Source organism: Microbacterium sp. NPDC019599, assembly GCF_040632175.1.
GTDB lineage: Bacteria > Actinomycetota > Actinomycetes > Actinomycetales > Microbacteriaceae > Microbacterium.
The window spans coordinates 35044-54517 of sequence record NZ_JBEYBL010000003.1; the positions used below are offsets into that span (position 1 = coordinate 35044).

The 19474-nt window shown below is 71.4% G+C and carries 20 protein-coding genes; 11 read left to right on the forward strand and 9 right to left on the reverse strand.

What is annotated here, in order from left to right:
• Positions 1–94 precede the first annotated feature (94 nt).
• Positions 95–1309, forward strand: a complete 1215-nt coding sequence (locus ABZ477_RS06905) for a glycosyltransferase (protein WP_360129944.1) — start codon at positions 95–97, stop codon at positions 1307–1309.
• A 7-nt stretch (positions 1310–1316) separates the two neighbouring features.
• Positions 1317–2516 (forward strand): glycosyltransferase, encoded by a 1200-nt coding sequence (locus tag ABZ477_RS06910; protein WP_360129947.1) that lies wholly within the window; start codon positions 1317–1319, stop codon positions 2514–2516.
• Here the strand turns inward: ABZ477_RS06910 and ABZ477_RS06915 are convergent.
• Positions 2492–2656, reverse strand: coding sequence for a hypothetical protein (locus ABZ477_RS06915; RefSeq protein WP_360129950.1), 165 nt, complete (start codon positions 2654–2656; stop codon positions 2492–2494). The genes ABZ477_RS06910 and ABZ477_RS06915 overlap by 25 nt on opposite strands.
• Positions 2657–2767: 111 nt before the next feature.
• On the opposite strand from ABZ477_RS06915, the gene ABZ477_RS06920 reads away from it, so the two are divergent.
• Entirely contained in the window at positions 2768–3766 is a 999-nt protein-coding gene (locus ABZ477_RS06920) for a helix-turn-helix domain-containing protein (protein ID WP_360129953.1), read from the forward strand.
• Positions 3767–3889: 123 nt separating this feature from the next.
• On the opposite strand, the gene ABZ477_RS06925 is transcribed toward ABZ477_RS06920, so the two are convergent.
• The gene (locus ABZ477_RS06925) at positions 3890–4597 is read right to left on the reverse strand and encodes a hypothetical protein (protein ID WP_360129957.1); all 708 of its coding nucleotides are present in this window, start codon (positions 4595–4597) and stop codon (positions 3890–3892) included.
• Between the two features lie 152 nt (positions 4598–4749).
• Here ABZ477_RS06925 and ABZ477_RS06930 point away from each other — a divergent pair, with 152 nt between their 5' ends.
• From ABZ477_RS06930 to ABZ477_RS06940, 3 genes are all read left to right on the forward strand, one after another.
• Entirely contained in the window at positions 4750–6963 is a 2214-nt protein-coding gene (locus ABZ477_RS06930) for an AAA family ATPase (protein WP_360129960.1), read from the forward strand.
• Positions 6964–7081: 118 nt separating this feature from the next.
• Positions 7082–7558: a hypothetical protein gene (locus ABZ477_RS06935; protein WP_360129963.1), complete on the forward strand. Its 477-nt coding sequence runs from the start codon at positions 7082–7084 to the stop codon at positions 7556–7558.
• A gap of 15 nt (positions 7559–7573) precedes the next feature.
• Positions 7574–8035: a hypothetical protein gene (locus ABZ477_RS06940; RefSeq protein WP_360129966.1), complete on the forward strand. Its 462-nt coding sequence runs from the start codon at positions 7574–7576 to the stop codon at positions 8033–8035.
• Positions 8036–8130: 95 nt separating this feature from the next.
• On the opposite strand, the gene ABZ477_RS06945 is transcribed toward ABZ477_RS06940, so the two are convergent.
• Positions 8131–8712 carry a nitroreductase family protein gene (locus ABZ477_RS06945; RefSeq protein WP_360129969.1) on the reverse strand — a complete coding sequence of 194 codons (582 nt, stop codon included), beginning with the start codon at positions 8710–8712 and terminating at the stop codon, positions 8131–8133.
• A gap of 244 nt (positions 8713–8956) precedes the next feature.
• On the opposite strand from ABZ477_RS06945, the gene ABZ477_RS06950 reads away from it, so the two are divergent.
• Complete coding sequence (locus tag ABZ477_RS06950; protein WP_360129972.1) at positions 8957–9799, forward strand: UbiA family prenyltransferase; 843 nt, start codon at positions 8957–8959, stop codon at positions 9797–9799.
• Positions 9800–9939: 140 nt separating this feature from the next.
• On the opposite strand, the gene ABZ477_RS06955 is transcribed toward ABZ477_RS06950, so the two are convergent.
• The 5 genes from ABZ477_RS06955 to ABZ477_RS06975 all read right to left on the reverse strand — a co-directional run bounded on the left by ABZ477_RS06955 (position 9940) and on the right by ABZ477_RS06975 (position 15317).
• Positions 9940–11058: an NAD(P)/FAD-dependent oxidoreductase gene (locus ABZ477_RS06955; protein WP_360129975.1), complete on the reverse strand. Its 1119-nt coding sequence runs from the start codon at positions 11056–11058 to the stop codon at positions 9940–9942.
• A gap of 233 nt (positions 11059–11291) precedes the next feature.
• Positions 11292–11984, reverse strand: coding sequence for a methyltransferase domain-containing protein (locus tag ABZ477_RS06960; RefSeq protein WP_360129978.1), 693 nt, complete (start codon positions 11982–11984; stop codon positions 11292–11294).
• Positions 11981–13096, reverse strand: a complete 1116-nt coding sequence (locus ABZ477_RS06965) for a type III polyketide synthase (protein WP_360129981.1) — start codon at positions 13094–13096, stop codon at positions 11981–11983. Before ABZ477_RS06965 ends, ABZ477_RS06960 begins: the two co-directional genes overlap by 4 nt.
• A 215-nt stretch (positions 13097–13311) precedes the next feature.
• Positions 13312–14436 carry an ABC transporter permease gene (locus tag ABZ477_RS06970; protein ID WP_360129984.1) on the reverse strand — a complete coding sequence of 375 codons (1125 nt, stop codon included), beginning with the start codon at positions 14434–14436 and terminating at the stop codon, positions 13312–13314.
• A complete protein-coding gene (locus tag ABZ477_RS06975) occupies positions 14433–15317 on the reverse strand; it encodes an ATP-binding cassette domain-containing protein (protein WP_360129987.1) in 885 nt (294 codons plus the stop codon). The genes ABZ477_RS06970 and ABZ477_RS06975 overlap by 4 nt, the downstream gene beginning before the upstream one ends.
• Before the next feature lie 158 nt (positions 15318–15475).
• On the opposite strand from ABZ477_RS06975, the gene ABZ477_RS06980 reads away from it, so the two are divergent.
• The 3 genes from ABZ477_RS06980 to ABZ477_RS06990 are packed head-to-tail and all read left to right on the forward strand — an operon-like array spanning position 15476 to position 17286.
• Positions 15476–15913 carry a VOC family protein gene (locus tag ABZ477_RS06980; RefSeq protein WP_360129990.1) on the forward strand — a complete coding sequence of 146 codons (438 nt, stop codon included), beginning with the start codon at positions 15476–15478 and terminating at the stop codon, positions 15911–15913.
• A 1-nt stretch (position 15914) separates the two neighbouring features.
• Entirely contained in the window at positions 15915–16631 is a 717-nt protein-coding gene (locus ABZ477_RS06985; protein WP_360129993.1) for a helix-turn-helix domain-containing protein, read from the forward strand.
• 16 nt (positions 16632–16647) lie between these two features.
• Positions 16648–17286: a dihydrofolate reductase family protein gene (locus ABZ477_RS06990; protein ID WP_360129996.1), complete on the forward strand. Its 639-nt coding sequence runs from the start codon at positions 16648–16650 to the stop codon at positions 17284–17286.
• 23 nt (positions 17287–17309) lie between these two features.
• Here the strand turns inward: ABZ477_RS06990 and ABZ477_RS06995 are convergent, their stop codons facing one another.
• A complete protein-coding gene (locus ABZ477_RS06995; RefSeq protein ID WP_360129999.1) occupies positions 17310–18152 on the reverse strand; it encodes an exodeoxyribonuclease III in 843 nt (280 codons plus the stop codon).
• Positions 18153–18288: 136 nt separating this feature from the next.
• Between ABZ477_RS06995 and ABZ477_RS07000 the strand changes: the two genes are divergently transcribed.
• On the forward strand, positions 18289–19464 hold the full coding sequence (locus tag ABZ477_RS07000; protein ID WP_360131064.1) for an ROK family transcriptional regulator: 1176 nt from the start codon (positions 18289–18291) through the stop codon (positions 19462–19464).
• The last annotated feature ends 10 nt before the right edge of the window (positions 19465–19474 follow it).

Below are 19474 nucleotides of genomic sequence, written 5' to 3' on the forward strand. Positions count from 1 at the left end.
GCGGCCGAAAGGCCGCCGGGGGCGCCTCGGGTAGAGTGGACGGGCGCCCTGACACCCCCCTGGCGCGCCGCAGAGATAGGCAGCCACCCATCCCGTGACTCCCCCCGCGACTGAAGAACCCCTCGCCCCCCAGCCCGCCGGGCGTCCCCTCACCGTCCTCATCGGAGCCGACACGTTCGCGCCCGACGTCAACGGCGCCGCGCGCTTCGCCGAGCGCCTCGCCGCAGGGCTCGTCGCCCGCGGCCACGACGTGCACGTCGTCGCCCCGAGCGTCACCCACTTCAAGAGCGGCCGCTTCCGCGAGGTCGTCGAGGGTGAGGAGATGACGCTCCACCGCCTTCCGTCCTGGCGGTGGTACCCGCACGACTGGCTGCGCTTCGTCATGCCGTTCCGGTCGAAGTTCTACGCGCGCCGCGTGCTCTCCGAGGTCAAGCCCGACGTCGTGCACATCCAGTCGCACATCATCATCGGGCGCGGCCTCACGCGCATCGCGCGCAAGCGCGGCATCCCCGTCGTCGCGACGAACCACGTCATGGCCGAGAACGTCCTCGACTTCACGATCCTGCCGGCCTCCTGGACGCGCTACGCCGTCAAGCTGGCGTGGGAGGATGCCGCGCGCACGTTCGGCATGACCCGCGCCGTCACGACCCCGACGCGCAAGGCGGCCGAGTTCCTCGAGCGCACGATCGACGTCGAGAACGTCATCCCGGTCAGCTGCGGCATCGACCGCGCGAACTACACGGCCGACCTCACGCCCCGCACGGCCAACCGGATCCTGTTCGTCGGACGCCTCACGACCGAGAAGCGGATCGACGAGGTGCTGCGCGCCGTCAAGAGGCTCGATCCCGCGCTCGACGTGCACTTCGACATCGTCGGCGGCGGCGATCAGCGACGGAACCTCGAGCAGCTGACGCACGAGCTCGGCATCGACGGCCGCGTCACGTTCCACGGTCACGCGTCGGAGGAGGAGCTGCGGGCGCTGTACACGCGCGCGAGCGTCTTCGCGATCGCGTCGATCGCCGAGCTGCAGTCGATCGCGACGATGGAGGCGATGGCCTCCGGCCTGCCGATCGTCGCGGCCAACGCCGTCGCCCTGCCTCACCTCGTGCACGACGGTGAGAACGGCTACCTCTTCGAGCCCGGCGACATCGATCAGCTCACCGCTCGCCTCACCGATGTGCTCACCGCCGCTCCCGAGGACCGCCTCCGCATGCAGCAGGCCTCGCTCGACGGCGTCGTGGTGCACGACATCCACCGGACGCTCGACACGTTCGAGGCGCTCTACCGCGACGAACCGCTGCCGGAGTAGCCGCGCCGTGCACGTCGTGATGTTCGGCGACCAGCACGTCGAGTCGTTCGGCGGGGCGCAGGTGTCGATGCGGCTGCAGCGGCGGTTCCTCGAGAAGGCCGGGCATACCGTCACGGTCGTCGCGCCGGCCATGCACGGCCCGCGCGGCCGGGCGGCGGCATCCGACCCTGCCTACGTCGATCTGCCTTCGATCCCCGTGACGCTCGATCGTGAGTACTCGCTCGCGTGGCCGGGCGCGCGGACCGACAGGCGGACGGATGCTGCGCTCGAGCACCGCCCGCCGGTCGACGTCGTGCACGTCCAGGCCGACTTCTGGGGCGCGTTCATCGGCCACCGGTTCGCCGCGCGGCACTCTCTGCCGGTCGTGCACACGATGCACAACCGCGTCGAGGTCGGCATCCGGGCGACCGCGCCCTTCCCTGGCACGGTGCTCCGCGTCCTCAACGCGTGGCGCCGGGCAGCCGTGGGCGGGGAACGCGGTGCGGACGGCTGGGACTACCTCCGCGCCTTCGCCGAGCTGTCGGCCGCCGTCACGGCGCCGTCGTCGCACTTCGCGCGGCGGCTCGAGGCGCACGGCGTCCTGCCCGCGCGCGAGCCCGGGCGGGTCGACGTCGTCTGGAACGGCATCGACGACGACCTCCTGGACGCCGTCCTCGCGACGCGCCCTCCCCGCGAGCCGGGTCCGCCGCGCTTCGTGTGGCTCGGGCGCATGAGCCCCGAGAAGCGGCTCCTCCCGTTCCTCGAGGCGGTCGCCGCGTCCGGCATCGGCGCCGAGGTTGAGGTGCTCGGCGGCGGGGGACAGCGGCGCGCGGCGCAGCGCCTCGTCGAGAAGCTGCAGCCCAGAGCCTCGATCGTGTTCGCGGGGCGGATGCCGTACCCGGAGACGCTGCGCAGGCTCGCGCGCGCCGACGCCCTCGTGCAGACCTCGATCGGCTTCGAGACGCAGGGCATGACGCCCTTCGAGGCCGCTTCGCTCGGAACGCCGTCCGTCGTGAGCGACCCCGACATCGCGGCCGAGCTGGGGTCCGGCTACTGGCCCGTCGCGGACGCCTCGGTCGAGGCGCTCGCCGAGGCGCTGCGTCGAGCGGCGGCCGACATCGAGGCCGGTACGCAGCCGCCCGTGGACGCGACGATCGCCGAGCGGTTCCGGCAGTCGTCGCGGACGGCCGCGATGGTCGAGGTCTACCGGAGGGTGCTCGCGAGCTGACGCTCGGAGATCTGGGCGGGTCGGTCGGGGAGGCGCGACCAGTCGGTCGGCATGCGGCGGTAGCCGTCCGTGCGGAGGGCGGCGATCGTCGAGGCGATCGCGAGGATCGCGAGTGCTGCGAGAAGAATCACCATGAACATGGCAGTCACGCTACGCTTGCGCTCGAACTGCCACGAGTGGCAGGATTGACACAAATCAGAGGAAAACTGCCACCGTCGTTCCCCCATGGCGGTGCGCCGAGAGGGGTCCCGATGCACAGCGTCGCCGTCATCGTCCAGGAGGGCTTCGCGCCCTTCGAGTTCGGGCTCGCCTGCGAGGCCTTCGGCCTCGACCGGTCGGATGACGGCATCCCGAGCTTCGACTTCCGCATCGTGACCGCAGAGCCGGGGGCCGTGAAGTCGAACCTCGCGTTCTCGATCAACGTCGAGCACGATCTGACGTTCGCGGACGAGGCGGACCTCGTCGTCGTGACGCCGATTCCCAGGCGCACGTGGGGCAGCGTCGATCCGAAGGTGCTCGACATCGTCCGCCGCGCCGTCGACCGCGGCGCGTGGGTGCTGAGCGTGTGCAGCGGGTCGTTCGTGATCGCGGCATCCGGAGTGCTGGACGGCCGCCGCGCGACGACGCACTGGATGTACGCCGACACGATGCAGCGCATGTACCCGTCGATCGACGTCGATCCGGACGTGCTGTACGTGCAGGACGGGCGCATCATCACGAGCGCCGGCACCGCGGCCGGCCTCGACGCATGCCTGCACCTGCTGCGTCAGGAGCTCGGCGCCGAGATCACGAACAAGATCGCGCGCCGCATGGTCGTTCCGCCGCAGCGTGACGGCGGGCAGGCGCAGTTCATCGACAAGCCGCTGCCGGTCGTGCAGAGCCTCTCGCTCGCGCCGGTGACGGACTGGATGCTGGACAACCTGCGCCTGGACCTCACGGTGGATCAGCTCGCGACGAAGGCGCACATGTCGCCGCGCACTTTCGCGCGGCGCTTCAAGGCCGACTTCGGCGCGACGCCCGCTGCATGGCTGTCGCGTCAGCGGATCATCCACGCGCAGCGCCTCCTCGAGCAGACCGACCTGGGCCTGGACCGCATCGCGGACGAGAGCGGTTTCGGCTCGGCGGCCGTGCTGCGCCAGAACTTCGCGCGCGTCCTCGGCACGACGCCCACGGCGTACCGGGCCCGCTTCACGTGCCACGGCGAGTCGATGACCGCGCCCGAGGGTGCGGTGCTCGAGCCCGTCGCCTGACGCGACGTCGCCCGGAGGCCCGGGGCGTTTCTTCTCGGTCGCTTCGCTCCCTCGCTCAACGACCGGCAGCCCCCGGTCGTTGAGCGAGCGGAGCGAGACGAAACGCGCCGAGCCCGGAAACCGTCACCGCCAGCGCGGCCCAGCGATCGCGGCGGGGTCGCGCCGCGAGTACGAGGAGACGAAGAACCCGCGCAGCGGCCGGCAGTCCACCGTCGAGCTGATCGTCGTCTCCTCGGACGGATGCGACGTGTCGAGCTTGATCGTGACGTCGTCGCGATCGGGCAGGTTCGGATCGTAGACGCGCACGGTCGCGATCCTCGCGCGCTTCGAGTATCCGTACGCGACCACCTGGTGGCACTGCCCGAGTGCCGAGGGGTCGAGTGAGCGCACCGTGACGAGCCCGAGGTTGGCCGGACGGCCCGCGTCGATCTCGCGGGCGATCTTGGGCAGCTGGTCGAGGATCGTCCGGCTCGCGATGCCGCGCCACACGATGGGCGGGATGCCGGTGTCGGCGTCCGGCGTGTTGGCCCAGCTGTAGTACTTGAGGATGCCGAGCGGGATGTCGAAGCTGTCCATGAGCCGGTTCGAGATGTAGCGGAAGAGCGGGTGGTCCTCACCCGGCGGCGTCGTATCGGCCGGCGGGCGGCGCTTGGCCAGATACAGGTCGGACGCCGTGAACGCCATGCCGCCGCACAGTCCGTTGCCCGCATCGCCGAACCGCAGCCGCCCTACCGGCGCGACGTCGGCGACGAACCCCGGCGCGCCGCGCGGCCAGGCGTTCGCGAAGTGCAGGCCGTGCGTCGACGGCAGGAAGCGGGCGAGGTAGGGCATGGCGGGACTCCACAGCTCGAGTCGAGTGTTGCAGTCAAGGAGTGCGCCAGGAAGCGCCTGATACACGCGGCGGCATTGCCGACAGCATCCGGCTCTTGCTAAACTTGAGCCATAACGACTCAACTTTCGGGTCCACGGATTTCAGGAGACACATGAACGCCACCCAGCAGCCGGGGCAGGAGGAGTCGCGGAGCGCCCTGGAGCAGTTCGGCATCAACCTCACCGACCGCGCGCGGCAGGGCAAGCTCGACCCCGTCATCGGGCGGGATGCCGAGATCCGGCGCGTCAGCCAGGTGCTGACCCGCCGCACGAAGAACAACCCCGTCCTCATCGGCGAGCCGGGCGTCGGCAAGACGGCCGTCGTCGAGGGCCTGGCCCAGCGCATCGTCGCGGGCGATGTCGCGGAGTCCCTCAAGGACAAGCAGCTCGTGACGCTCGACATCTCGGCGCTCGTCGCCGGCGCGATGTACCGCGGGCAGTTCGAGGAGCGCCTCAAGGCTGTGCTCAAGGAGATCACGGAGTCGGACGGCCGCATCATCACGTTCATCGACGAGCTGCACGTCCTCATGGGCGCGGGCGGGGGCGAGGGGTCGGTCGCGGCGTCCAACATGCTCAAGCCGATGCTCGCGCGCGGCGAGCTGCGCCTCATCGGCGCGACGACGCTCAACGAGTACCGCGAGTTCATCGAGAAGGATGCCGCGCTGGAGCGCCGGTTCCAGCAGGTGTACGTCGGCGAGCCCAGCGTCGAGGACACCGTCGCGATCCTCCGCGGGCTCAAGGGGCGGTACGAGGCACATCACGGCGTAACGATCAGCGACGGCGCGCTCGTGGCGGCGGCATCCCTGTCGCAGCGTTACATCCCGAGCCGCCAGCTCCCCGACAAGGCGATCGACCTGATCGACGAGGCGATGAGTCGCCTCAAGATGGAGATCGACTCGAGCCCGGTCGAGATCGATCAGTTGCGTCGCCGGCTCGACCGCATGCACCTCGAGGAACTCGCGCTGAAGAAGGAGAAGGATGACGCGTCCAAGGAGCGGCTTGCGAAGCTGCGCGAGCAGATGGATGCGGCGTCTGGCGAGCTGAAGGCGCTCGAGCAGCGCTGGGAGCGGGAGCGCGCGGGACTCACTCGCGTCGGCGACCTCAAGAAGGCGTACGACCAGGCTGTGACAGACCGGGACCGTGCCCTCCGGGAAGGGGATTACACGCGGGCGTCCAAGCTCGAGTACGAGACGATCAAGCGGCTGGAGCGCGAGATCGAAGAGGCGGAGCGCACCGAGGCGAGCAGCACCGAGGAGCGCATGGTCAACGAGCAGGTCACCGACGAGGACATCGCCGCCGTCATCGCGGCGTGGACCGGTATCCCCGTAGGGCGACTCCTGCAGGGTGAGACCGAGAAGCTCCTGCACCTCGAGTCCGAGCTCGGCAAGCGCCTCATCGGGCAGAAGGATGCTGTCAAGGCGGTGTCCGACGCCGTGCGCCGGTCGCGCGCCGGCATCAGCGACCCGAACCGCCCGACGGGCTCGTTCCTGTTCCTCGGGCCCACGGGCGTCGGCAAGACCGAGCTCGCGAAGGCGCTCGCCGAGTTCCTCTTCGACGACGAGCACGCCATGGTGCGCATCGACATGTCGGAGTACGGCGAGAAGCACTCCGTCTCGCGGCTCGTCGGCGCCCCTCCCGGCTATATCGGCTACGAGCAGGGCGGTCAGCTGACCGAGGCCGTGCGGCGGCGTCCGTACAGCGTCGTGCTGCTCGACGAGGTGGAGAAGGCGCACCCGGAGGTCTTCGACGTCCTGCTGCAGGTAATGGACGACGGCCGCCTGACCGACGGCCAGGGCCGCACGGTCGACTTCAAGAACGTCATCCTGATCCTGACGTCGAACCTCGGATCGCCGATCCTCATCGACCCGACGCTGTCATCCGACCAGAAGCGCGAGCAGGTGCTGGCCCTCGTGCGACAGGCGTTCAAGCCGGAGTTCGTGAACCGTCTCGACGACATCGTCGTGTTCCAGGCGCTCACCGAGGACGACCTCGCGCAGATCGTCGAGCTCGCCGTCGACGCCCTGCACAGGCGCCTGCGTGATCGCCGCCTGACGCTCGCGGTGACGCCCGAAGCGCGGACGTGGCTCGCCGAGCGCGGCTACGACCCCGTGTTCGGCGCCCGGCCGCTGCGCCGCCTCATGCAGTCCGAGATCCAGGATCGCCTCGCGATGGCGCTCCTGTCCGGCCACGTGCGCGACGGCGACGGCGTGCGGGTGGATGTCGCCGCCGACGGCACGCAGCTCGTGCTCACGAGCGACGGCCCGGCCGAGGCATCCGGACCCTCCTCCGATGACGAGGTGATCGAGGCCGAGCTCCTCGACGACTGATCCCGGCATCTCGCGAGTGCCGAATCGACCCGTCCGCCCATGGTGGAGGTCGATTCGGCACTCGCGGGCTGCCGTGGTGGGCCTTGGCGCCGCGGGGCGGGCGCACTAGCGTCAGAGCATGCGGATCGCCCGGTCCGGCAGCTTCGTGTTCTTCGCCCAGTGGGTCGCTGCGGCGCTGCTCCCGGCCGTCTTCTTCTTCGCCGCACCCTGGCTCGAGGCGAAGTCGGAGCCCTTCGTCCGGACGCCGTTCGCGTTCCTGACGATTCCGATCCTGATCATCCCGCCGCTGCTGACTCTTCTGGACGCCGAGGGTCGCCGCGAACGTGCGACGCGAGTCGCCTACGACGTCGCATCGTTCGTCCTGTGGTTCGCCATCCTGTTCGGAGGGCTCACGCTGCCCAACCCCGATCCGAACCAGGCGCGCGACTCCGCGCTCATGAACTCCTGGGGGATCGCGTACGGCCGGATCCCGCCCATCTTCGTCTTCGCCGTGTGCGTCATCGCCGCGGCATACCTGGCTCAGGTCGTGACGGCGATCATGAGCATCATGGCGGGGCGCCGCCGCGCCGGGGTCCCGCACCGCAGCCGCACCTGACGCTACGGTCGGAGCATGCGCTTCGCAGGCACGGGCCGATTCGTCTTCATCGCGCAGTGGGTGCTGGGTGCGCTCCTGCCGGTCTTCTTCTTCCTCGGCCGCGGATGGGTCGGCGCGGAGGTCGGCTGGCTCGGCGTCCTCGGCATCGTCTACGGGATCTTCACGATCCTGCTGCTGCTCGTCCCGCCGCTGCTCACGCTCTTCGACCCCGAGGGCCGCAAGAAGCGCAGCACGCGCGCGGGTTATGACATCGCGACGATTGCCCTGTGGCTCGCGCTCCTCGTCGGCGCCCTGACCGTCCCGGACTCCGGCGACTCGGGCCACCTCGACTCGGCGCTCAGCACGTGGACGGGGATGTCGTACGAGACGTCCGCCGCGATCTTCTACGGCACGGCCGTGGTCCTCGGCCTCGCTTACCTCGCGGCGTTCGTGCTCGCGATCGTCGGGATCGTCCGCGGGCGGCAGGCCGCGTCCTAGCTCTCATCCCGGCGGGTCTGCCCGCCTGCCATCGGCCGAGACGACGGATGCCTCGTCCCCGCGAGGGGACGAGGCATCCGTCTCGCGGTCAGGGCTCAGTCGTCGACGAGCACCGACTCGGCGATCGGCCGGCGCACGCGGGGCGCGTTCTCGCGGGCCTGGAGCTCCGCCGACGCGGTGCGGATGTCGCCGAGCTCACCCACGGCCATGACCGTGACGGGCGTGAACTCAGGCCCGAGGCCGAAGCCGGCGGCGATCGCGTCGACATCGAAGCCGCCCATCTGGTGGGTCGAGAGGCCGTCGGCGTGGGCCTGCACCGTGAAGTGCGCGGCGACCTGGCCGGCGTCGTACTGCGCCCAGCGAAGGGGCTCGCCGTTGCGCGTCGTCTCCGCGACGAACACGATGAGTGCGCCGGCGTCGCCGGCCCAGGCGCTGTTGAAGCCTGCGAGCGACGAGAGGACCGTCGCGTGCGCGGCCGAGCCGCGGCGGGCGACGATGATCCGCCACGCCTGCGTGTTCGCGGCCGTGGGGGCCCAGCGCGCCGCCTCGAGGGCGCTCGCCAGCGCCGCCTCGTCGATGACGGCCTCGCGGTCGAAGATGCGGGTGCTCCAGCGCTCGGCGAGGACGTCGATGATGGGCGCGGCGGTCTCGGCGGTGCGGTCGGTGAGGGTGGACATGGGCGTCTCCTTGAGGTTGTGACGACAAGCCGGGACGCCGTCGGCCCAGATGTATGCAACTGCATGCAGCGGACGAGAATTCCCGAGCCGTCGAGCTCTGCGTGGTGCTTGGACCCGCGGGGACCGCCCGCTACCGTCGGACCATGCGGATGGGCCGTCTCGTCTCCCTTCTCGGCCGCGCTCTGCCCGGGGCCGAGCCGGGGCCCGCGCTCGGCAGTTCGCGCACCGTCGCATGACACGGCCCATGCACGCCATCCGCGCGCTGTGGGGGTCGACGCATCCCGGTCCCACGCTCGTCGTCACGGCGCTCGCCCTCGTGCTGGGGATCGCGCTCGGCCTCGAGCCGTGGCGTCTCGCCCTGCTGACCGTCGCGGTGTTCGCGGGGCAGGTGTCGATCGGCCTCTCCAACGACGCGATCGATGCGCCGAGGGATCGAGCGGTCGGCCGAGGCGACAAGCCCATCGCGCGCGGCGACGTGAGCGAGCGGCTGGCCTGGGCGTGCGCGATCGGCGCCGTCGCGGCGGCACTTCTCCTCTCGGCACCGCTCGGGTTCGGGATGCTGGCAGCCCACGCCGTCTTCCTCGCGTCGGCGTGGGCGTACAACGCGGGCCTGAAGGCGACGCCGTTCTCGATCGCCCCGTTCCTCGTGAGCTTCGGGATCTTCCCGTCGCTCGCGACGCTCAGCATGCCCGAGCCGCGCATCGCGGCGTGGTGGGGGTGGATCGCGGGCGCCGCGCTCGGCGCCGCCGTGCACCTCACGAACGTCCTGCCCGACCTCGAGGACGACCGCCGCACAGGCGTGCGCGGACTGCCGCACCGGCTCGGACCACGCGCGTCCGCCGTCCTCGCGGCCGTCGGGATCGTCGTGGGCGCCGTCGCGGTCCTGCTGGGCTCATCCGGCGGCGCGCTCACCGCCGTCTCGCCGGCCGGATGGGCGTTCTTCGCGGCGGTGGTGGGGGTCGCCGCCGCGACGGCCGTGCTCGCCCTCGTCCGCCCGCCGACCCGGACGCTGTTCCGGCTCGTGATGCTCGCCGCCCTCCTCCTCGCGGCTCAGCTCGCGGCGACCGGCGGCGCCGTCGCGGCGTGAGGTCGCGGCGACTCGGGCTCGACCGTGCACAACGTCGCCAAATCGAGGCGGCACGCCGACGGAAAGGCCGGATCGGAGCTGTGCCGCGACGGATTGCCGACGTTGTGCTCGCGCGGCCTCTGACGCCGGCCGACTCCGGGTCAGGCGTCGCGGTCGAAGCCCATCGAGTAGGCGTGGGCGAGCAGGCGCGCGCCGGGCGGGAGCAGGGCGAGACGCAGGGCGGCGCGTCGCGCCGCGTGCGCCGCGGGTCCGAGCGGGCGGCCCAGCGACGTGTTGAGCGTCGCGAGCGCGGCGGCGGTCCGGGCCGAGGCCACCCGGCGGCGCTCCCACCGCTGGAGCTCGAGCGTCGGCTCGACGCCCGTGCGCACCCACGCGGAGAGGAGGGGGGCGAGGGTGACAGCATCCAGGAGTCCCAGATTCATGCCCTGCCCGCCGATCGGGCTGACCTCGTGGGCTGTGTCGCCGATGACGAACAGACCGCCGCGCCGCAGCGCAGGCGCGACCGCGCGGCGCACTTCGAACGCGGTCGCCTCGACGACCTCGCCCGCCGCCGCGTGCTCGCCGCGCTCGCGCAGGGCGGTCCGCAGGCGATCGGCACTTCCGGGTGCGCCGGGAGCGGCATCCCACGCCACGAATCGGCGCCGCCCAGCGGGCAGCGGGAAGGACTCGAGGACGCCCGACGCGTCGACGTTGACGACGGCGATGTCGCCGTCGCGGCTGCGGTGCACGTCCGCCATGAGGTATCGATCGGCGTAGGGCTGCACGCGCACGGTTCTCGGCCGGTACACGAGGCTCCGTGCGCGCCAGCCGGCCGCCACCACGACGATCGGCGCCTCGAGCTCATCGCCCCGAGCGAGCGACACACGGATGCCGCGTCCCGTCGGTGTGACGGCGGTCACCTCCGCCTCGCGCTTCGCCGGCGGCGCCCCTGCCGCGAGGGCCGCCTCTGTCCCGGCCTGGGGCAGCGCCGCGACGAACGGGAACCGGCGGTCGAGGCGGTCGAACCGCACGACGCCGAGCGTCCGTCCCTCGGCGCGTGCCTCTCCTCGCGAGACCCGGACGGCCGAGGCGAGGAGCCGCTCCGTCACGCCCGAGCCCTCCAGCGCCGCGAGCACGGGGGAGTGGATGCCGATGGCGCGCGTCCCCTCGCCGGGTGCCGAGCGCCGTTCGAGGAGCGCCACGTCGACGCCCTGTCGCGCGAGCTCGGCCGAGACCAGCGTGCCGACCGGCCCTGCACCGACCACGATGACGTCAGCCACCCATGCACCCGCCCCATCGGGACCGCGGACGCGGCAGCGCGCACGCTGCCCGGTCGTTGAGGGAGGAGCGAAGCGACGAGACGAAACGCCGCCTCGACGAACGCGACCCCGACGTGCGCGCGGGTCCGGCGCGTTTCGTCTCGCTGCGCTCGCTCAACGACCGGGGGCACGACGTGTGCGGGGGTGCGGGGCGTTTCGTCTCGCTGCGCTCGCTCAACGACCGGAGTCTGAAATCAGGCATCCTTCCGCCCCACCGCGACGACACGGAACGGCGAGCCGGATTCGACCCGCCAGCGCGGACCGAGCGCTCCCGCGAGCTCGCCCGGCAGGTAGCTGCGGCGGATCGAGCGCAGACCGTCCGTCCGCAGGAACGTGCCGGGCGCGAGCGGCGTGACGCCGACGGCGTACAGCCCGTACGCGAGGCGGCTGCGGCGGATGTCGGAGTGCACGACGATGCCGTCGGCGAGGTCCAGCGACTCGGCCGCGAAGGACGCGAGCCCGGCCGGCGTCAGGTGATGCAGCACGTGGTTGGAGACGACGGCGTCGAACCGGGCGCCCTCGGCGAGGAGCTCCGCGGCATCCGTCCGGCGGAACTCGATGCCGTGCGCCGCGCGCTCGGCGGCGATCGCGTGGGCCCGCGGATCGGGGTCGGCCCCGATCCAGCGCACGTCCAGCCCATCGCGCTGCGCGAGCCGCGCGAGCCGCACGACGAGATCGCCGCCGCCCGAGCCGAGGTCCAACACGCGCGCGGGGCGACCGAGCGACGCGAGGAAGGGCCGCAGGCGGCGGCGATAGGTCGCGCCCCACCCGCTCCACAGCCGGTTGACGGCGTCGAACCGCCGAAGCGTCGCGGCGAGGCGGTCGGGGTCGCAGTCCGGATCGTCCATGAGCTCCAGGACGTCGGCGTCGCGGACGCTCAGGTTCACGCCGCGCCGGCCCGGGTGAGCAGCGCCGACTCGACGGTCAGGCCCGGCCCGAAGGCGAGCGCCGCGATCCGCTCACCGTCCGGGGCTTCGCCGTCGAGCAGGAGGTCGCGCAGGATGAAGAGGATCGTCGCGCTGGACATGTTGCCCTGCCGCCGCAACACGTCGCGAGAGGCGGCCAGCGCCTCGGGCTCGAGCGCGAGGCCGGATTCGACGCGGTCCAGGACGCTCCGGCCGCCGGGATGCACGGCCCAGATGTCCGGAACGTCCTCGCCGAGGAAGGACCCGACGGCATCCCGGATCTCGCGGCCGATGATCCGAGGCACCTCGGCGGTCAGGACCATGTCGAAGCCCTCGTCGCCGATCGTCCACACCATGTCGGACTCGCCCTCGCTCGTGAGGATCGTGCCGAAGCGGTCGAGGTCCAGGCGCGGGCCGTCTCGGAAGGCCCGCGCGGACACGACGGCGGCGGCCGCCCCGTCCGCGAAGACGGAGGCCGACACGATCTGCTGCGGGTCCTCCGACGAGCGGATGTGCAGTGTGCAGAGCTCCGTCGCCGCGACGAGCACGACGGCGTCGGGCTGTGCCGCGCAGATCCGCGCGGCCGCGCGCAGCCCGGGCAGTGCCGCCGCGCACCCCATGAACCCGATGTGGTACCGCTCGACCGAGATCGGCAGGCCGAGGTCCTTCACGAGCCGGAAGTCCGGTCCGGGCGCGAACATCCCGGTGCACGAGACCGTCACGACGTGCGTCACCTCGTCGGGAGGGACGGATGCCTCGGCCAGCGCCCGTGCGGACGCCTCGGCGAAGAGGGGCGGCGCGAGCCGGATGTACGCGTCGTTGCGCTCGCCGGTCGAAGGGACGAGGATCGTCCCTCCCGCGCCGGCTGCCGGCATCCCGTCTCCCGCTGCATCGGTGTCGCCGTTCGCCGCCGCGACGAGGTCGGCGAGCACCGTGTTGCGGTGGTCGATCGCCGACGCGTCGAAGGCGGCGTGGATGAGGCGCTGCGAGATCCGCGACAGTCCGGGCTGGGCCGCGAAGACGTCTCGAGCGGCCGACTGCGAGACGCGAGCGGGCGGAACGGCCGTGCCGATCGACAGGATGCTCGCGGTCATGGTCCACCTTAGGCACGGCGACGCCCGATCCGGGCCCGTCCCGGACGTGTGCTCGGCGCGTTGCGTGCGCAACTCCGGCAGAATCGCCGGACCTCTCACCGACTCCCGCGTGATTCTGCGGTCTGCGGTGCGTGCTCGCACCACTCAGCCGGAGTTCGGCACCGCTTCGCTCCGCTCGCGGGAACGCCGGGGCAGGCCCGGGCCGACAGCATCCGTCAGCCCGCGAGGGCCTCCCGCAGCTTGACCCGCGCGCCCATCCGAAGAAGCGAGTTCTCGTACACGCGCGATCCGACGAGGATCGCGGCGAGGCACGTCGCGATGAGGATCACGAGCGAGAGGACCGGCTCCCACCACGCGACCTGGCCCAGGTAGATGCGCAGCGGCATCGCGACCGGCGCGCTGAACGGCACGTACGACATGACCGCGAGCACGAGGGGGTTGTCGTTGAAGAAGATGACGAGCAGGTAGGGCGCGAGGATCAGCATCGTGAGGGGCGTCGTCGTCGAGCCGATGTCCTCCTGCCGCGAGACCATGGCGCCGGCCGCGGCGAAGAGCGCCGCGAGCAGCACGAACCCGAACAGGAAGAACACCGAGAACCACACGAGCGGTCCGCCGAGCCCTTCGACGGCAGTCGTCTGCCCGGCCACGACGAGGCCGGCCACGGCGATGACGGCGAGGGCGATGATCTGGGCCATCGCGAGGATCGTGTTGCCGATGACCTTTCCCGCCAGGAGCACACGCACGGGGATCGCGGCGATGAGCAGCTCGACGACCCTCGTCTGCTTCTCCTCCACGACGCTCTGCGCGATCGTGCCGCCGAACATGCTCGCCGCCATGAGGAACACGACGCCGAATCCGACCGCGACGAGGTAGCGGAGGATCGAGTCCTGCGGCGACGAGTCGAGGAGCTCGACGCGCGGAGACACGCTCAGCATCGCGACGAGCGTCTCGGGGTAGGAGTCCTTCGCGACGATCTTGTACGGGTACGGGCCGACGGGCTCGTCGTCCGGCACGACCGCGGCGTCGACCGAGCCGTCCTCGACCATCGCGAGCGCCGCGTCGACCGAATCGGCGGGCTTCGCGTCGATCCCGGTCATGCCCTCGACGACGCTCGCGGTCTCGGCCGTCACGGCGACGGGCATCCCCTGCACGTTGCTGGCCGCGATGGCGCCCCACACGACGCCGACGAGCGCGAGGCCGAGGAGGATGAGGGTCGAGATCACGAAAGCCTTGCTGCGCAGCTTCGATCCGAGCTCGCGCTGCGTCACAAGCCAGACGCTTCGCGCGGCGGAGGGCTCGGCGGGCGGCGACGGGACGCGCGCCGCGGGCTGGGCGCTCACTGGATGACCTCCTTGAAGATCTGGGCGAGGGTCGGATGCTGTGGCGCGAAGCTCGCGACATCCCCCTGTGCGACGGCCCGCCGCAGCACCGCCTGAGCCGTGTCGTCGCTGTCGACGTCGAACACGGCGTAGCCGCCGTCGGCCTGGAGGACCGTCACGCCCGGCTGGCCGGCGAGCCACGCCGTGTCGCTCGCGGCGACGAGCTCGAAGCGACGGGCGGAGTGGGTCGCGCGCAGTTCGTCGCGCGGGCCCGCGGCGCGGATCGTGCCCGCCGCGATGATGACGAGGTCATCGCACAGCCGCTCGACGACGTCGAGCTGGTGCGACGAGAAGAGGACGGCGGCTCCCGCCGCGGCGCGCTCCTGCAGCACGCCCGCCACGACGTCGACGGCGAGTGGATCGAGGCCCGAGAAGGGCTCGTCGAGGATCAGGACCTCGGGGTCGTGTACGAGGGCCGCGGCGATCTGCGCGCGCTGCTGATTGCCCAGCGAGAGGGTCTCGACCCTGTCGTCGAGGCGCTCTCCGAGTCCGAGCTGGTCGAGCAGCGCACGGGCGCGGGCGGTGGCATCCGCATTCGAGAAGCCGTGCAGGCGCGAGAGGTACACGATGTGCTCGAGCACCTTCATCTTCGGGTAGAGTCCGCGTTCCTCCGGCATGTAGCCGAAGCGACGGCGATCGGATGCCGTCACCTCCGCACCATCGAGCGTCACGGTGCCGGCGTCCTTCGAGAGCACTCCCAGCACGATGCGCATCGCCGTCGTCTTGCCGGCGCCGTTGCCGCCGACGAATCCCGTGAGGCGCCCGGGGCGCACGCTGAACGAGACGCCGTCGAGGGCGAGCCGTCCACCGTAGGCCTTCGTGACGCCGGCCAGCTGAAGCATCCGTTCTCCTGTCCGCATCCCCCGGTTCCAAGCTACGTGACTGCGCGTCGCTGTCCGAAGCATCCGCCGTACTTGCTATTGACAAGCATGATTGCTTTTTGCAAGTATCGAGGCGGGCCAGGGCGATGGACGCCCCGGGTGACCGGCAGGAGAAGGCAATGACCAGCATCTTCGTCAACATCGCGACCACCGACCTCGAGCGCGCGAAGGCGTACTACACGGCCCTCGGCTGCGAGCTCAACCCGAACTTCAGCGACGACAACGCCGCGTGCCTCGTGTGGAGTGAGGAGATCTACTTCATGGCGCTCACGAAGGAGTACTTCTCGACCTTCAACGACAAGGAGTTCGCCGACCCGAGGACGCACGCGCAGGTGCTGCTGTCGATCAGCCGCGACTCGCGCGAGGACGTCGACAAGACGGTCGAGGCCGGCGTCGCCAACGGCGGCACGGCGCCGGGCGACCCCCAGGACTACGGCTTCATGTACAGCCGCGACCTCATCGACCCGGACGGCTACGGCATCCAGTTCCTCTACATGGACCCGGTGGCCGCCGCGAAGGGCCCCGAGGCCTACATGGCGGAGCAGGCCCAGGCCTGACGTGGGCTCCCGCAGCTACGGGCAGTACTGCGGAGTGACGACGGCCGTCGAGCTGATCGGCGAGCGGTGGGCCCTGCTCATCGTCCGAGATCTGCTCGTCGGGCCTCGCCGGTACACCGATCTCAAGCAGGGACTGCCCAGGATCCCGACGAACATCCTCTCCACGCGGCTCAAGGAGCTGCAGGAGGGCGGCGTCGTGCGGCGCGTCCCGCTCCTGCACTGCGGGCTCGTGTACGAGCTCACCGAGTACGGACGGATGCTGGAGCCGATCGTCCTCGCACTCGGGCGGTGGGGCTTCGCCGCGATGGGCGAGCCGGGTGAGGACGACGTCGTGACGGCCGACTCGCTCACGATGGCGCTGCGGACTGCCTTCCAGCCCGAGGTCGCCGCGGAGCTCCCCGCCGCCGCCTACGAGCTCCACCTCGGAGATATCGTGCTCGGCGTCCACGTCGACGGCGCCGACCTCCGGATCGTGCAGCTCGCGCCGTCCGGGCGGCCCGTGGATCCGCGCGACGCGGCGCGGCGCCCGGTCGGCGAACCCGAGCTCGTCTTCGCGGCGGGGCCCGGCATCCGTCGGCTCATCTCGGGCGAGCTCACTCCCGGTGCGGCGATCGACCAGGACGTGATCGCGGTCGTCTACGGCGACGCGACGCTGCTCGACCGCTTCGCCGCGACCTTCCACATCGACGAATCGGCTGCGCCGTCTCTCGCGGCGTGAAACGAAAGGACCGGCCATGACCGGACGCATCACCATCGTCCTCTTCACGACCCTCGACGGCGTCGCCCAGGCGCCCGGCGGACCCGAGGAGGATCCCGAGGGCGGATTCCCGTACGGCGGGTGGCAGGCGCCGCTCTTCGACTCGGTCGTCGGCGAGCAGATCGGGGCGGGCATCGCCGACATCGACGCGCTCGTCCTCGGACGCCGCACATACGACATCTTCGCGTCGTACTGGCCGAACCACACCGAGGGCGACGGCGACGGGATGATCGGGCGCAAGTTCGACGAGATCCCGAAGTACGTGGCCTCGCGCACGACGCTCGATCCGCAGTGGCGCGGCACGACCCAGCTGGGACCGGATGCCGCAGCCGAGGTCGCGGCGCTGCGCGAGAAGCACGAGAGCATCCAGGTGATCGGCAGCGTCGACTTCGTCCAGACGCTCCTGGCCGCGGAGGCGTACGACGAGCTCGCGCTGTGGGTCTACCCCGTCGTGCTCGGCCAGGGCAAGAAGGTCTTCCCGGACGGGGCGACTCCGGCGAACCTGAAGCTCCTCGCACCGCCCGTCACCGGCGAGTCCGGCGCCGTGCTCCTGCGCTACGCGCCGAACGGCAAGCCCACGACGGGCGACATGTCGGAGCCCGACCGGGGCGTCTGACCCGTCCGGGGTGCGACGCAGCCCTACCAGATCATCGGGCGATCGTCGTCGTCCTCGGGGCTCGTGAAGTCCAGGTCGACGACGACGGGGACGTGGTCGCTCGGCGCCTCGCCCTTGCGCTCGTCCCGGTGGATCGAGGCGCCGGCGACCGCGTCGGCGAAGGCGTGCGAGCCGAGGATGAAGTCGATCCGCATGCCCTCGTTGCGCGGAAAGCGCAGCCGCTTGTAGTCCCAGTAGGTGTAGCCGGTCGGCACGAGGGGCCGCACGGTGTCGACGAGTCCCGCGGCCTCGAGCGCGGCGAACGCCTCGCGCTCGAGCGGCGACACGTGGGTCGAGAAGCCCGGGACGACGGCGGGGTCGCCGTTGTCGGCATCCGTCGGTGCGATGTTGAAGTCGCCGACGAGCGCGAGCGGAAGGTCGCGGCGCGCGCCGAGGGTCGTGTCGACGTAGGCCCGCAGCGCCTCGAGCCATTCGAGCTTGTAGTCGTAGTGCGGGTCGCCGAGTGCGCGGCCGTTGGGCACGTAGAGGCTCCAGACCTCGACGCCGCCGACCGTCGCGCCGAGCGCACGCGCCTCGGGCGCGATGTCGGTGCCGAACTTCCCGGAGGCGAACCCGGGCATGCCGGGGAACGACGTCCGCACGTCGGCGAGAGGCTCACGGCTCGCGATGGCGACGCCGTTCCACTGCGAGAAGCCGTGCGCCTCGACGTGATAGCCCGCCTCGGCGAACGCGTCGAAGGGGAACTGCTCGGCCTTGCACTTGATCTCCTGCATCGCGAGCACGTCGACGCTCTCTCGCACCGCGAAGTCGACGATGCGGTCGACGCGGGCCCTGATCGAGTTGACGTTCCACGTTGCCAGGCGCATGGGTTCAAGCCTAGGACGACCCGGGGACGCGGCATCCCACTCCCTGTCGATGGGCGTTCGAGCCGCGGGATTCCGGCGATCCCGGGCCGACCAGGGAAAACACCCGTCAGGTACAGTGAGCGATGTGGTGCGCCGCATGTCCCCGCCCGGCTCGCAGAGCTCGCTCCGCGAGGCCAATCGGGCGCGCCTGGTGGAGTCCCTCAAGCGCCACGGACGGCTGACACAGGTCGAGCTCGCCGGCAGCACGGGGCTGTCGCCCGCGACGGTCTCGAACATCGTCAAGGAGCTGACAGCTGCCGGACTCCTGCACACGTCGATCACGTCCCGCAGCGGTCGCCGGGCGACGCTCGTCTCGCTCGCGCGGCAGCTCGGCCTCGTCGCGGGCGTCCACTACACGTCCCGGCAGCTGCACATCGCGATCGCGGACGTCACCCGCACGATCGTGAGCCAGACGTCGCTCCCGCTCCCGCTGGACCACCGGCACGACGCGCAGCTCGACCGGCTCGCGATCCTCCTCGGCGAGCTCATGGAGTCGCTCGGCGGCTCGGTGCAGGACCTCCTCGCCGTCGGTCTCGCGCTGCCCGCGCCCATCGATCCGCAGACCGGCATGGTCTCGACCCCCGGGCTGCTGCGGGGGTGGGAGGGGGTGGATGTCGCCGCGAGCCTCTCGGGCCGCATCGCGCGCCCCGTCTACGTCGACAGCGAAGCCAACCTCGGCGGACTCGCCGAGGCGCGGGAGGGCAGCGGACGCTCGGCGTCGTCGTCGGTGTTCCTGCGTATCGGCCACACCATCAGCGCGGGGCTCATCGTGGGCGGCGATCTCTTCCGCGGCGTCAACGGCAAGGCGGGCCAGATCGGCCACGTCACGATCGACGAGAACGGCCCCATCTGCCGCTGCAGCAACCGCGGCTGCCTCGAGACGTACGCGGGCGGACCGGCGCTCCTCTCGCTCTTCCCGCCGAGCGCCGGCATGCAGCGCATCAGCGACCTGCTGCAGGCGGCGGAGGACGGCGACGGCAGCTCGCGCCGGGTCATCGCGGATGCCGGGCGCCACATCGGCATCGCCGCGGCGAGCCTGTGCAATCTCTTCGACCCGGAGCTCATCGTCGTGGGCGGCGAGCTCGCGCAGGCTGGCGAGATCCTGATGTCGCCCATGCGGCACTCGCTCGAGCGGTCGGCGCTCGCATCGGCCGGCGGCCTCCCCGAGATCGTCGGCGCCTCGTTCGGCGAGTGGGCCGAGACGCGCGGCGCCATCGCGATCGCCCTCGACCACGTCACCGTCGACGCGGAAGTCATCCCCGTCTCGGCGTGAGCCGGGAGTG

Coding starts and splice junctions, on each gene's coding strand:
- ABZ477_RS06935 (WP_360129963.1), top strand. CDS start 7,082: ATGCGGATCGCCCGGTCCGGCAGCTTCGTGTTCTTCGCCCAGTGGGTC.
- ABZ477_RS06940 (WP_360129966.1), top strand. CDS start 7,574: ATGCGCTTCGCAGGCACGGGCCGATTCGTCTTCATCGCGCAGTGGGTG.
- ABZ477_RS06915 (WP_360129950.1), bottom strand. CDS start 2,656: ATGTTCATGGTGATTCTTCTCGCAGCACTCGCGATCCTCGCGATCGCC.
- ABZ477_RS07000 (WP_360131064.1), top strand. CDS start 18,289: ATGTCCCCGCCCGGCTCGCAGAGCTCGCTCCGCGAGGCCAATCGGGCG.
- ABZ477_RS06930 (WP_360129960.1), top strand. CDS start 4,750: ATGAACGCCACCCAGCAGCCGGGGCAGGAGGAGTCGCGGAGCGCCCTG.
- ABZ477_RS06950 (WP_360129972.1), top strand. CDS start 8,957: ATGCACGCCATCCGCGCGCTGTGGGGGTCGACGCATCCCGGTCCCACG.
- ABZ477_RS06965 (WP_360129981.1), bottom strand. CDS start 13,096: ATGACCGCGAGCATCCTGTCGATCGGCACGGCCGTTCCGCCCGCTCGC.
- ABZ477_RS06990 (WP_360129996.1), top strand. CDS start 16,648: ATGACCGGACGCATCACCATCGTCCTCTTCACGACCCTCGACGGCGTC.
- ABZ477_RS06925 (WP_360129957.1), bottom strand. CDS start 4,597: ATGCCCTACCTCGCCCGCTTCCTGCCGTCGACGCACGGCCTGCACTTC.
- ABZ477_RS06975 (WP_360129987.1), bottom strand. CDS start 15,317: ATGCTTCAGCTGGCCGGCGTCACGAAGGCCTACGGTGGACGGCTCGCC.
- ABZ477_RS06920 (WP_360129953.1), top strand. CDS start 2,768: ATGCACAGCGTCGCCGTCATCGTCCAGGAGGGCTTCGCGCCCTTCGAG.
- ABZ477_RS06945 (WP_360129969.1), bottom strand. CDS start 8,712: ATGTCCACCCTCACCGACCGCACCGCCGAGACCGCCGCGCCCATCATC.
- ABZ477_RS06995 (WP_360129999.1), bottom strand. CDS start 18,152: ATGCGCCTGGCAACGTGGAACGTCAACTCGATCAGGGCCCGCGTCGAC.
- ABZ477_RS06980 (WP_360129990.1), top strand. CDS start 15,476: ATGACCAGCATCTTCGTCAACATCGCGACCACCGACCTCGAGCGCGCG.